General features: G+C 39.0%; 16 protein-coding genes. 5 read left to right on the top strand and 11 right to left on the bottom strand.

The genetic code is table 11. From position 1 onward, the window contains the following. The first annotated feature begins 282 nt into the window (after positions 1–282). The 4 genes from ABTV07_RS03865 (at position 283) to ABTV07_RS03850 (ending at position 2,568) form a co-directional block, all read left to right on the top strand. Positions 283–576: an RNA polymerase alpha subunit C-terminal domain-containing protein gene (locus ABTV07_RS03865; protein ID WP_433747743.1), complete on the top strand. Its 294-nt coding sequence runs from the start codon at positions 283–285 to the stop codon at positions 574–576. A 120-nt stretch (positions 577–696) separates the two neighbouring features. Further along, positions 697–1,515 carry a protein kinase domain-containing protein gene (locus tag ABTV07_RS03860; RefSeq protein WP_433747740.1) on the top strand — a complete coding sequence of 273 codons (819 nt, stop codon included), beginning with the start codon at positions 697–699 and terminating at the stop codon, positions 1,513–1,515. Positions 1,516–1,989: 474 nt separating this feature from the next. Beyond that, positions 1,990–2,256 (top strand): hypothetical protein, encoded by a 267-nt coding sequence (locus ABTV07_RS03855; protein ID WP_114747047.1) that lies wholly within the window; start codon positions 1,990–1,992, stop codon positions 2,254–2,256. A gap of 21 nt (positions 2,257–2,277) precedes the next feature. Beyond that, positions 2,278–2,568: a hypothetical protein gene (locus ABTV07_RS03850; RefSeq protein ID WP_433747737.1), complete on the top strand. Its 291-nt coding sequence runs from the start codon at positions 2,278–2,280 to the stop codon at positions 2,566–2,568. An 84-nt stretch (positions 2,569–2,652) separates the two neighbouring features. Here the strand turns inward: ABTV07_RS03850 and ABTV07_RS03845 are convergent, their stop codons facing one another. From ABTV07_RS03845 to ABTV07_RS03835, 3 genes are read right to left on the bottom strand one after another with little or no spacing between them, the layout of a single operon-like run. Beyond that, positions 2,653–2,871 carry a hypothetical protein gene (locus ABTV07_RS03845; RefSeq protein WP_433747734.1) on the bottom strand — a complete coding sequence of 73 codons (219 nt, stop codon included), beginning with the start codon at positions 2,869–2,871 and terminating at the stop codon, positions 2,653–2,655. 27 nt (positions 2,872–2,898) lie between these two features. After that, positions 2,899–3,918: a DUF2268 domain-containing protein gene (locus ABTV07_RS03840; RefSeq protein ID WP_433747731.1), complete on the bottom strand. Its 1,020-nt coding sequence runs from the start codon at positions 3,916–3,918 to the stop codon at positions 2,899–2,901. Further along, on the bottom strand, positions 3,911–4,282 hold the full coding sequence (locus ABTV07_RS03835) for a hypothetical protein (RefSeq protein ID WP_433747728.1): 372 nt from the start codon (positions 4,280–4,282) through the stop codon (positions 3,911–3,913). The genes ABTV07_RS03840 and ABTV07_RS03835 overlap by 8 nt, the downstream gene beginning before the upstream one ends. A gap of 186 nt (positions 4,283–4,468) precedes the next feature. Between ABTV07_RS03835 and ABTV07_RS03830 the strand changes: the two genes are divergently transcribed. After that, a complete protein-coding gene (locus ABTV07_RS03830; RefSeq protein ID WP_433747725.1) occupies positions 4,469–5,008 on the top strand; it encodes a GNAT family N-acetyltransferase in 540 nt (179 codons plus the stop codon). Positions 5,009–5,083: 75 nt separating this feature from the next. Here ABTV07_RS03830 and ABTV07_RS03825 read toward each other — a convergent pair whose 3' ends face one another. The 8 genes from ABTV07_RS03825 to ABTV07_RS03790 form a co-directional block, all read right to left on the bottom strand. Further along, positions 5,084–6,322, bottom strand: a complete 1,239-nt coding sequence (locus ABTV07_RS03825; protein ID WP_433747722.1) for a DUF4153 domain-containing protein — start codon at positions 6,320–6,322, stop codon at positions 5,084–5,086. 320 nt (positions 6,323–6,642) lie between these two features. Beyond that, positions 6,643–7,092, bottom strand: a complete 450-nt coding sequence (locus tag ABTV07_RS03820) for a GNAT family N-acetyltransferase (protein WP_433747719.1) — start codon at positions 7,090–7,092, stop codon at positions 6,643–6,645. 195 nt (positions 7,093–7,287) lie between these two features. Next, entirely contained in the window at positions 7,288–7,725 is a 438-nt protein-coding gene (locus tag ABTV07_RS03815; protein ID WP_433747717.1) for a VOC family protein, read from the bottom strand. A 39-nt stretch (positions 7,726–7,764) separates the two neighbouring features. After that, positions 7,765–8,337, bottom strand: coding sequence for a GNAT family N-acetyltransferase (locus ABTV07_RS03810; RefSeq protein WP_433747714.1), 573 nt, complete (start codon positions 8,335–8,337; stop codon positions 7,765–7,767). A 118-nt stretch (positions 8,338–8,455) separates the two neighbouring features. Further along, positions 8,456–9,970, bottom strand: coding sequence for a monocarboxylate uptake permease MctP (gene mctP / locus ABTV07_RS03805; protein WP_433747711.1), 1,515 nt, complete (start codon positions 9,968–9,970; stop codon positions 8,456–8,458). A gap of 33 nt (positions 9,971–10,003) precedes the next feature. Then, positions 10,004–10,213 (bottom strand): DUF3311 domain-containing protein, encoded by a 210-nt coding sequence (locus ABTV07_RS03800; protein WP_114747407.1) that lies wholly within the window; start codon positions 10,211–10,213, stop codon positions 10,004–10,006. 269 nt (positions 10,214–10,482) lie between these two features. Then, the gene (locus ABTV07_RS03795; RefSeq protein WP_433747708.1) at positions 10,483–11,202 is read right to left on the bottom strand and encodes an alpha/beta hydrolase; all 720 of its coding nucleotides are present in this window, start codon (positions 11,200–11,202) and stop codon (positions 10,483–10,485) included. Positions 11,203–11,757: 555 nt separating this feature from the next. Further along, positions 11,758–12,357, bottom strand: a complete 600-nt coding sequence (locus tag ABTV07_RS03790) for a hypothetical protein (RefSeq protein WP_433747705.1) — start codon at positions 12,355–12,357, stop codon at positions 11,758–11,760. Position 12,358 lies beyond the last annotated feature (1 nt).

Raw genomic sequence — 12,358 nt, 5'->3', positions numbered from 1 at the left:
TTTGCAATCTCTAGTAGGAAAACAAATTGGACATTTGTGGGTCTTTATAATCCTCATTGGATATTTGGCTTCAGTACTAGCTTCTTGGTATAGCAAAAGCGGTTTTTGGAGGAAACTCTCAGCGACTATTTTAATTATTCTCCCTGTGGGCTATCTCGTAATTATTGCTTTATTTATGTTTGGAATGTCTGGATTTTAAATACTTATTTACTCTATTAACGGGGGCTTATGTTCAAGAAGGTTTTCACATCTCAAAATTTCATAATAAGGAGCTATTTGAAGATGACATCCCTCAACAAAAATTTAAAGACTTGCAGCAAAGGGCATAAATTTTATAAAAACAGCGATTGTCCCACCTGCCCGATTTGTGAGAAAGAACGCAAACCTGAAAATGGATTTCTTGCATTGCTATCAGCACCAGCAAGAAGAGCCTTAGAAAGCAATCATATCGTTTCTTTACAGCAGTTATCAAAATATAGTGAAAAAGAGATTTTAAAATTTCACGGAATAGGTCCATCTTCTTTACCGAAACTTAAAGCTGCTTTGGAGGAAGAAGGATTATCTTTTAGAGACTAATGAGATATTCAAATACTAATATATTCAAAATTATTGGTAATGAACATAACAGGTGTTTTTATTGAATAAGGAGATCTGCCTTTTTAATAACGGTGGATAAAAAATAAATGGAGGGCTTAAATGGTCGGATTGGAGCTTATAAATTTAGATAACGTAACATTTCAATTAAAAGAAAAACATAACTTCGAATGGCTGACAGATATAGGAGAAGTATTCATCGTTTTTGCTGAACAAGACTCTGGAAATGTATCTTTCGGAATTGAAAAAGACGGTATAAAGAAGTTTGTGAAGTATGCTGGAGCAAAGACAAAAGAGTACACAGGCCGCCCTGAAGATGCAGTAGCGAGGTTAAAGGATTCAATTCCAATTTACGAGGGTTTGCAGCATAAACACTTGATAAAATTACTTAGTCATTTTGAAGTTGAGAAAGGGTATGTGCTAGTTTTTGAGTGGTTTGAAGGTGAATGTCTTCACCCCCATTGGTCATTTCCCTCACCTCATAAATACACTCACCCTGATTCTCCCTTTTATCGATTTAAGCAGTTGCCAATTGAACACCGTTTAGCGTCATTTAAGAGTATAGTAGAATTCCATCTGTACGTGGAGAAGAATAACTATGTAGCAGTTGATTTTTATGACGGAAGTATTTTGTATGACTTTAGAAATAATATAACAAAGATTTGTGACATAGATTTATATAAGAAAAAACCATTTGTCAACAGCATGGGTCGACTTTGGGGCTCATCAAGATTTATGTCCCCAGAAGAATATGAATTAGGTGCTAATATTGATGAAAGAACGAACGTATTTAATATGGGCGCAATCGCATTCGGATTGTTTGGTGGAGAACTTGACCGTTCCATTTCAAAGTGGGATGCGGGAGAGGAACTGTATCAAGTAGCAATTAAAGCAGTTAAATTAGATAGGATGGAAAGATAATCAACGATACAAGAGTTTTTCTCCGCTTGGGACGCAGCCTCAAAACACTTATTATGACACAAGAAACTTCAACTAAAAATTAGCTATTACGATTTAAAAGCGCTCAAATTTTCTGAGCGTTTTTGTTTGCCTTCTATGCCCCATCCCCTTACAAGAATGATAATTACAGCTTGTAACTGAATAACACGGAAGACGTCTAACTCTATATAGGAGGGGAGAATTTGAGGTGCTAAAATGGTTAGCCTTATTGGCTGTTCTTCTCTATTTTGTATTTCGTTATTTAATCAAACGTTTGATTAAATTTAAAAGGTGCCTAATCCCCGGTGCGTTAAAGTGTTGAACAAATGCGTATTCGCATCGCATACGATCCATTTTGCGAATAAAAACAGGAATAATGCACTTAGTATCGAAATAGTAAATTATGTAAGTCTTATAGGTGTGTAAGCAAGGGATTTAAAGGGGGGCTATAAAAAGATGAGTCTGAGGTTTCCGTTATTTTTCTGTTTGATTTTTATATTTGGGGGGCATTCAGGCTTCGATTATTTATTGCATTCATTAGGCTTCTGGAAGTATGTGCTCGAGGTCCTAGCCGTCATGCTAATTGTTTGGCTTTTATACAAAACTAAAATTATCGAAAAGGAAGTCCCTTTCTCGGTAGGGATCTTGATTACGATTGCAGGAATTATTGTCGGAATCACTTTTTACAACTATGCAGAAAATTATTATTGGGCACATCAATGAACAATGGAGGTGTAAAATAAAATGCTACAATGGTTAGCCTTATTGGCTGTTATACTCTTTGTTGTATCCAGCTTTTTAACAAGACGATTTATGAAGGACGAAGGTGCCTATGAAAAAGGTAAATTCATCCTCTATAAATCCCGTTCGGACGCCTTTCCGTTAATTTTGGCAGGCTGGGCCATCATCTATTTCATCAACGAGTTTTTCCACCTGACCTACTCGCAATTTCAAGATGCCATACTTATTGCCGTGTTGAGCGTATACATAATTCAATTTGTTTATTTGCTAAAATATCGAAAGCAGTATCAATAAACTTTGGCCTATTAAATTTAATACAGACTTACGTAAAAAGCTTGGGAATCATCCCAAGCTTTTTGTTTGTTGTTACTCTCTAAATTAAGATTGGTTATTTTCCAACTTTGCTGCTCTAACCCTGAAAATGATGCCAGCGATTATAAATAAAATCCCTGAGATTGGCGATATAAAAATGACTTTAGTCCTTCCTTCTAATAAGAAAAGGGTGACATTGCTTACGATTAAAAACCCGCCAATAATAAAATAAAGTAATGAAAATCGCATGAACTCTTTACTGGTATATTTTTTTCTTTTAGACATTTAAGTTTCACTCCCTTTCCGCGCATATCATTGTGGAAATTGACTTCTCTCTAAAATTTCATCTGCGTCCATATAAGTCCATTCACTTATAGATACATCTGGGTTTCCCTTTAAAAATCCCCTCATGATCTGCCTCCCAATTCTGTAATCAGACCACTGTGGGATCACACGGTTCCCCGCACGCATTTCAGCCAAGTCGTTTGATGTATAGGTGTAGCGTCTGGCGCTTGCCCAGTTCCAAATATTTTGCTCCTCATCATCGGATAATTCCATTGTCCAAGGGATTTCCATACCGGGAATGACCAGGTTTGCAAAGGCATCCGCCTTACCTTCTACTAAAGCATAATCAATTAGGTCCTTTTCTTGATTCTTAATTTTTTCGAAATATACAGTATGGTGGTATTCATGTGCAACCGTGTATGGGATCATATTTTCATCATATTTCTGAGGAGCTATTTGCAGTACAATGAACTGCTCTGGAGTTGAAAAAGAGGCGACTCCTTTCATTTGGCTGATTAAAATGGACTGGTCAGGATTGAATGGGAAGAGATAAATCGTTTTCTTGCTGCCGGGTAAGAGCTTAGCTGATTTCTCTAACCCTTCCTTTATTAAGCATGTGATATGTTCATAGTTTTCATCCATTAGCCTGATGGATTCATACAGTCGATCAATATTTATCGGAGCAGCAAAACTATATTTATCTTTCAATGCCAATCCCTTATCCCCGCCAAATGCCTCTTTACGGAAGGGTTCCACCACTGTTGATATGTATAATTCCTTATAATTGGGGTCTTTGCTTTTCTTTTTCTTAGCCTTTTTAATGTACTCAAGAATTGGTCCAAAAACGGGCACTATTTTAAACTCTTGTTCTCCTACTTTGAATTGAACGGGAGCTGCATTTTGAATCGGGTTCTTTTCTGTTGCTTTTTTCTGAGCAGTGGAGAAATCTTTTTTCGTTTGTGCTGCTTGGTCTGAAGTCTTCTCTTGAACACAACCAGACAATAACGATATGAGCAGCACGATTAGAATTACCAAGTATCTATTCATTATCTCGCTCCGACGTTTCTTTGAAATAAGTGGTTGGAACCATATATCCGCGCAGCGCTATCCAATCTTTATGGCCTTTCACTGAGAAAATGGATTCGGTCTTATATTGCGTACGGCCAATTTGTTTGCCAAGAGGATACTCATCTTTATATATAAAGGGATTTACTGATTTGTATAAATGGTTTTTGAACCGAGCGTAATGCACTCGATAGACGTGCCCCCCTCCAAATTCCTCCCCCACATTATTTTCCACTTGATAGATTGGAAGATTATTCAGACGCTGAAAATGGATATAAAGAAAGCCTGAGGCTAAAATCACAAGAAACATACCAGAGATTAGAAGATACTTTACACTTTTTTTCACATTTCTCCCCCTTCCTTGATATTTAAGATTATGTATATATACAAATTTTAACAGATTGCATTAAACATTTATATCCCTTAATAATATCCTTTAGGTTCTGAAGCTCCTCTTGATCTTGCAAAGAAGGAGAACGGCGATTTCTTATTGAAGTAAAGAACCATATTGTATGTAATTGAGGTGCTAAGAATGATCATTAGAGCTGTTAAGAAAGAAGAATATGGTTTCATCGAGGACTTTGTGTATGAAGTTTTCCGTCATACCAACTTTTCAGATGGTGCAGTTGAAAAATCTCTTGTCAGAGAGATTCGGGAAAAACAATATTACATTCCCCAGTTGGATTTAGTCGCTGAGGAGAATGGGGTAATTGTTGGACATTTTATGCTGTCCAAGCTTCCGATAAGCAACAAGCATGCGGATGAAATCTTGGTGCTATCCCCCGTCTCTGTATCTATACATAAACAGCGGCAGGGTGTTGGTGATTTTATGCTGCGGGAAGGGATTAGGTTGGCTTCAGAAATGGGCTATAAAGGGGTAATTGTGGAAGGTGATTATAGCTATTACCCTCGATTTGGGTTTAAAACTTCAACGGAATTCGGAATCTATGCGTCTGAGAAAAACCTGCCGCCATCCGAAGAGAATCTGATGGCAATGGAGTTGTGTGAAGATGGGTTAAAAAACATCTCGGGTGAAGTGGACTACAGCATTTATCAGTCTTTGACGCATTGAAAACACGGGGACGGTTCCGGCGCTTCTTTCTAAAAGAAAAAAGGAAGCACGAGAACCGTCCCCGTGCTTCTTGTTCTAACTAAAAATGATAGGAAAAGTAAATGTAACGATTGCTGCCCAAAGTCCATAAACCGGTAGATACTTTGTAACTGCATCTTGGATGGCTGCAAGCCCTGATTTATTCTGCAGAAAACGGATATAGGAGATCATAATCCAAATGAGATTTGCCCAGATAAGTATGTTAATTCCTAAAACAGAAAGTCTATTAGGAGTAATCCCGTAAGATGAAAGCCTGAACACGATGGCTGACAAAGCCACACTGTCGATGATGAGCGCCAGGACAATCAAGCCAACATTGATATAATCCGAAATGGTCTTTTTTTCGTTTGTATCGCTTTCAGTAATGGAAAATATGGTGACGGCCAGCACACCAAGAAGAATTCCATTGAAAGCCAGCAGGAAATTGCGGTCCAGGAATGGATTTTTTCCGACCCATACAACCGTTGCAAGATAGATCACCAATGTGATCAGGACAAGCGGGCTGAAAATTTTCGCAATATATGGGGTAATATTCTTAGCAAATTTAAGATTCATTGTTACGAGGTATGCAGCCACAATGGCAAGAGCTGCAGCACCAAATAAAACAATATTACTAAAGTAGAATTCTTCAATGTTCAGGCCAACAAATCTGAATAACTGCATGGTTAATGCGGCTAACACCATCCCGCTGACCGCCATGCTGGCATAGAGAATGCCATATTCCAGATTAAATTTAATAAAGTCTAATCTTCTGCTGCCTTCGGAATAAGCGTTTCCTGTAAAGGCAGCCCCGAGCAATACCCATAAGAAAATGGGAAGGTGTAAATAAGCAAGGAAAGTACTATCTTTGTTATTCAATGGCAGAAAATTGAGATAAACCACGGAAATGATGAACAACCCGGCAAGTGAATAAATAATCCTTCTATTCGGCTTATTAGTGTAAATAAAGTAGGCAGCGATAAAAGGCGTTATACCAAAAGCCAGGTTAATTGGGGCAATTGCTTCCTTTTGGACAAAGTGGAAAATGATCCTGGTGCAAATCCCGGCTAAAATAGCTAAAAGTCCCATCAATAGGAATCCTTTTTGAAACAAGGAATGTTTATTGGATGTCTCCTTGAAATGCAGCCTTTCATTCCAGACACTAAGAACCTGTGAATCAGGATGGTGTTCCCAAGCTTGCGAGAATGATTTTTTAAATGCTCTTGGGTCTTTTCGATACATGCTCTCCAACTGATGCGGGTCATTCAAATTTTCAAGCAAAGTGTTACTATCCATGGTCATACCTCCCTAAACATTTTACGCTTTTCTTTGATAAATTCATTTTAAATAATAATTTATCGTTTTTCAATAAATAATTATTTAAAATTGATATTTTTTTAGTTCTAAACAAAAAAAAGCGGATTATGCTAACGGGTTTAGTTGAGAGAGCCAAATGACAATTCGCAGCTCAATCAGCACTGGATTTAACAATGAATTAACTTATAAATCACAATAAAAACGACCCGTAATTAATTCGAGTCGTTTATCCAACATATTCATCTTGAACTAAAACCCTGTTAGAATCTCATTACATTTTAAAACTTAGTTATGGCTTTTTATAAATGTTTGATTACTGCCATTTCTTTCCCGAATCTATCTCCTTCATCAATAAAACCGAGACTTTGATAAAGTTTATGTGCTCCTTGGTTTTCTGGATGATAACCCACAACAAGTTTGTATGCATTAGGCAGCTTACTCATTGCGGCTATCATCAACTTGGTTGCCGCTTTCCCGATACCTTTTCCTTGGTATTTTTGGTCAACCATTATTCTATAAATCCAATATCCATTCAATTCTTCTGGTACTGAATTGAACATTAAAAACCCAACAATCTTATCTTCAAAATAAATAGCATAAGGTTTAAGTGTCGATTCAAATTTAGATTGTGCAATTGAAATAGCGTTTGGCTCGATAAATTCCCTTTGTTCCTCGGACACTTTCAACACACAACATTCATACCAATTCTCTGCATTCAATTCTACAATTTTAATGTTTTCTTTACTCATTAATTTTCCCCTTTCAAGTTGGGGATACTTACGTCGCAGTAATCCCCTTATCTTTATGGTTTATAAGCGCTGTTATTTTTGCCATAATGACCACCTCCTAATGTTTCTTCCGTTAGATCAACTTTTAATTTAGTTGTAAACCTTCATATTTCCTTACATAGTTTAACATAAAATTCCATAAGCCCCATCGTGGATCTAGCCGGTTTTCTCTGCCAGCTCTAAAATAATTCCTTCTGGACCGCGGACGTAGCACAACTTGTAGCTATCTTCATATTGCTCGATCTCGCTAAAGATTTCTGTGCCCCTCTCTTTCAATTTAGCAATGATCGCATCAAGATCATCAACATTAAAGGAAAAATGGCGGATCCCCAGTGTATTTGCAAAAGATTGCTGGATACCCTTTTTATCAGGCGGTGCATTAAATTTGACCAGTTCTATCCAAGCCTCACCATCCGGCATACCCAATCCTACACACGACGTTTTCACACCATTAAGCCCAACGATTCTGTCCAGCTGTTCTCCTTCCATTTCCCATTCCGCTTGCACTTCAAGTTCTAAATCAACAAAAAACGCTTTAGCCTCGGAAAGATTATGTACATTAATACTTATATGATCTATTCTATTGATTTTCATATCTTAAACCTCCTGGAATCAAGAGTTCACAACATTTTCTTAATCCCTTCCCATTTTCAAGTATTCTTCCTGAAGAAGTCCATAGACTGCACAATCCTTATAAATATTCTTGGCATTGCGGATCATATGTTTTATGGTTCCTTCTTGTTCCATTCCCACTTTACGCATAATCTTTCCAGAGGCCGGGTTATCAGTATTATGTGCTGCTGATATTTTGTGGATATTCATATGTCTAAAGCCAAATTCAATTACAGCTGCCAACGCTTCCGTTCCATACCCCTTGTTCCACCATTTGTAGGCGATTGAATAGCCTACTTCACAATTCTCAGTCATGCTATCAAAATTAAAGAGGTCAATCGCTCCAATCAGTTCACCACTTGCTTTCAGCTCTATTCCCCAGTAACAGAACTCTTGTGAATCATACTTACTTACGATTTCTTTTACCCTATCAATTGTTTCCGATACAAACTTGTGAGCTCCTTTTATTAGATTATCCATTACCCGATCATCTGAAAGCCAATGGTCAAATATAGTTTGAGCATCAGAAAGTTCTACTTTCCGCAAAATTAATCGATCCGTTTCTAATGTTGGTGTTCCAGAATAATTAATCATTCCCTCACCCTCCTATCTGAATCTTACCACTCATATCCTTGTTCAACTAGATTCCGCACGATTCCCTCCAAAAGGAAAAAAGAAGCACGAGAACCGTCCCCGTGCTTCCAACCGACTATTAAGCCGCTTTGTAATCTTCTTCTACTGTTTGGTCTTTTCCATTGTTCAATCCCATCGCCTTGAATACCAGGGTCAGGACGATTGCTACGACAAAGTTTAGGATAAGTGCGTATAGTGCAGCATAGCCTGCTACTGTCGATCCGAACAAATGAAGTGGATAGATGGACTTCATATCTTGGGAGAACGCCATCATCGTACCTGACACCATTCCGACAAGCCATCCGAGGGTAAGCGCCCAGCGATTGAACCAGTTTGTGTAGAGGCCAATGATCACTGACGGGAATGTCTGCAGGATCCATATCCCTCCTAAAAGCTGCAAGTTGATCGCATATTCTTTCGGGAAGAAAATGATGAATCCAAGCGCCCCCACCTTAACAAGAAGCGAAATAAGCTTGGCCATGCCTGATTCCTGCTTAGGCGAACAATTTGGATTGATATACTCACGGTAAATATTTCGTGTAAACAGATTTGCTGCAGCGATGGACATGATAGCTGCCGGAACAAGCGCCCCAATCGCGATGGCTGCAAATGCAAAACCGCTGAACCAATCCGGGAACATTTTCAAAAACAAAGCCGGGATGGCATCATTTCCTGATTTCACATTTACATGTGCAGCTAACGCCATAAAGCCGAGTAATGTGATGAATCCCAGTACAAGGGAATACGCAGGCAATATCGCCGCATTCTTTTTAATTGTGTTGCGGCTATTCGAACTGAGCACCCCTGTCAGAGAATGCGGATATAGGAATAGTGCAAGAGCCGATCCGAATGCAAGCGTTCCATACGCCATGAACGAACTTTTTCCTAAGATGAAAGCTCCTGGCGGGTTATGGGTGGATAAAGCATCCTTTGCAGAATCAAAAATTGTTCCAAAACCACCAAGCTTCATTGGGATGACGATAACGGCTACGATAATGGTTATGTAGATCATTATGTCTTTTACAATTGCGATCGATGCCGGTGCACGAAGTCCACTGGAATACGTATAAACAGCAAGGATGGCAAACGCGATGATCAGTGGCAGTTCGCCAGCGAGGCCTGTACTTTTAAAGCCCATCGCCGAAATGACAGCCTGCATTCCGACAAGCTGAAGTGCAATGTATGGCATCGTGGCCAATATACCTGTGATGGCAACAGCGAGTGCTAAAGTACTGCTGTTATATCTGCCCCGCACAAAATCGGAAGCGGTTACATAACCGTGCTTGCGTGAAACTGACCAAAGACGAGGCATCACAACGAAAATAAATGGATAAACAACGATTGTATAAGGAACAGCGAAGAATCCCATCGCCCCTGCTCCGTATAAGAGCGCCGGTACGGCAATAAACGTGTAGGCGGTGTATAAATCGCCGCCTAGAAGGAACCATGTGACGACTGTGCCAAATCTTCTTCCGCCAAGCCCCCACTCATCAAGCTGTGTTAAATCCCCTTTGCGCCATCTTGCTGCGTAGAAGCCGAGAACAGTTACGAAAATAAAAAATAAAATGAAAACACTAAGCGCTGTCCAGTTCATCTCTTAACACTCCTTATGGCAATGATCGTTCCATTACTTTTCCTTCGTTTTGTAGTATACGATGATCGTTAACACACCTGATACCAGAATCATCGCAAGCTGATACCAATAAAAAAACGGAAATCCAAAAAGCCTAGGTTCATCAAATGCATACATTCCTGGGAACAGCGTCGTGATAAACGGGACAATCAAAAGTACATACCAAAAGCTAAACTTCGATTTTTGACTTTTTTCCGTATTCATATGTAATCTCCTTTCTATTAATCTAGTTAAATATTTTCACATTATTAAATATTCTGTCAACTTATTTTAAACTACAATTTTCTACATTTTTTCGATACAGGCGGAGGCCCTGGTTCTTCTTTCCTATTAGGAAGCGCGGGGACGGTTCTCGCGCTTCCTTTCTTGGCGAAAATTTTGGAAGCAGGAGAACCGTCCCCCTGCTTCACAAAAAAAAGAAACCCGCGTTAGCAAGGTTTCTCCCTTTTTCATTATGAAAATTTATGTGTACTTCACGGCTTTGCCCAGCTCACCAAGGCATCAACAATTTGATCCTGCTGCTTTTTTACAGGCAGCTCTGCCTTGTTGTCCCCTTTTTGAGGGCCGTACATGCCGAACTGAGCATGATTGCCGCCTTTTATTTCATAGAAGACGGCGTCATCCGGCAGCAGGGACTTCGATTTTTCGATATCTTTATGAGAAGTGAGTCCGTCGTTCTCTGCATAAATTGAAAGAACAGGCAGGTTTACTTTAGAAAAATCATCCCCGCCGCTTGGGTAGGAACCGAGGAAAAATAAACCGGCGATCTCATCCAGGTTGTCATGAGCAAAAGAAGCTGCTGCCACCCCGCCGAGGGAATGTCCGCCTACATACCACTTCTTTACCGATGGGTAGCGCTTCATCACTTCCTCTGCTTTCCCGACCCCGGTGAATGCAAGATTCAACGGCACATGAGGGATGCCGACTACATAGCCCTTTTCGGACAACTGCTGCGCAAGATATCCGTACGCTTCCGGCTCCACCTTGGCGCCTGGATATAAAACAATCCCGGCCTTGGCGCTTTCTTTAGGCTCATAGATGACCCAGCCATCCTCCGGCTCCACTTTTCCCACCAATTCCTTAAGTTTCCCCGAAGGTTCATATGTCTGCTGCGTCCATACGTAAAAGCCTCCGAGTGCGGCAACCAATAGAATTCCTATTGTCACTAGTGAATACTTCAGAATTTTTTTCATTTGCTTTTACCTCTATGCTTTTTTCTAATAATCGTACATTGCTGAGATGGGAATGTCCATATATGGTATGTTGCCATTCAGTTTGGGAAGCACGGGGACGGTTCCCGCGTTTCCTCTCTGCTACTAATAAAAACACCAGCTCTGTTCCAGTATTCCAAAATCACAATAACACCTTCCACAAATTCCCGAAAACAACCATCAATATGTAAGTCACCACCGAATGAAGCAGTACTTTCACAATAAAATTAAAGAGTGGTCTTTTATAAATTTTTCTAGGAAAAATGGTAAAAAGAATTGCAGAACTGATGACAGCCACCAGAAAGAAAGCGTAAATAAGATAAGATATGTTACTAAAAAGAATGAACATGTCAGCGAAATAAGTAATAATACCATTTGAAATAAACACCAAATAATTACTCACCTTACGTTCGATAAATTCTGTGCTCATATTCTCCTCCTGTTAGCCCATCCGAGACACAGGGACGGTTCTGCCGTTTCTTTGCTATTTAATTGGATAAAACCACTTACTCCATACACCCAATTGCTTCAAAGTTTTTACTTGCTGGACCTGTCATAAAAGTTGGTTGTATATAAATTAAATTCACTTCTAAAATCACCGCGTAAATTACCAAGTAATGTTTGTAAATCTCTTCTGGAGAAATATTTTCTGTCTTTTATCTGTCTAATGCTTTCTTCTATGCTTAAAAAATCCTTTATATTGTCAACCAAGTATTCTTTTTCTTCCTTATCATAATCTCCCTCAGAAACAAGATTCAACAGGGTGTTCCTTGCCTGTTCTACATCAAAAAGCATTCTACTCAGATTATCTTTATCTATTGATTTTGAATCGGTGCCAATGAGCCATTGCTGTTCAAAGATCGGAAGAATATATTGGGCTCGCTCAACTGTGAAATTGATATCGCTACTTGCTGAACTCTCTTTTAAATCCTCTTCATAAGCAGCTTTAAACTCGTTAAGCTCTTGTTTATAAGTTTTGCCATTATGTGTTTCCAAACCAGGATGATAAGTAAAACTTTGATTGAGACTAAATGGCGATAACGGATAATACACAGTCATTATAGAAATAAAAATAATTATAGAAATAAGGATTCCTAAAACTATCGTCCAAATCTTTTTATTAAGCTTTGTAATCATA

The sequence above is a fragment of the Falsibacillus pallidus genome, from assembly GCF_050990905.1.
GTDB lineage: Bacteria > Bacillota > Bacilli > Bacillales > DSM-25281 > Falsibacillus > Falsibacillus pallidus_A.
Note: the sequence above shows the minus strand (reverse complement) of the source record. Positions and strands in the feature narration are given on the sequence as shown.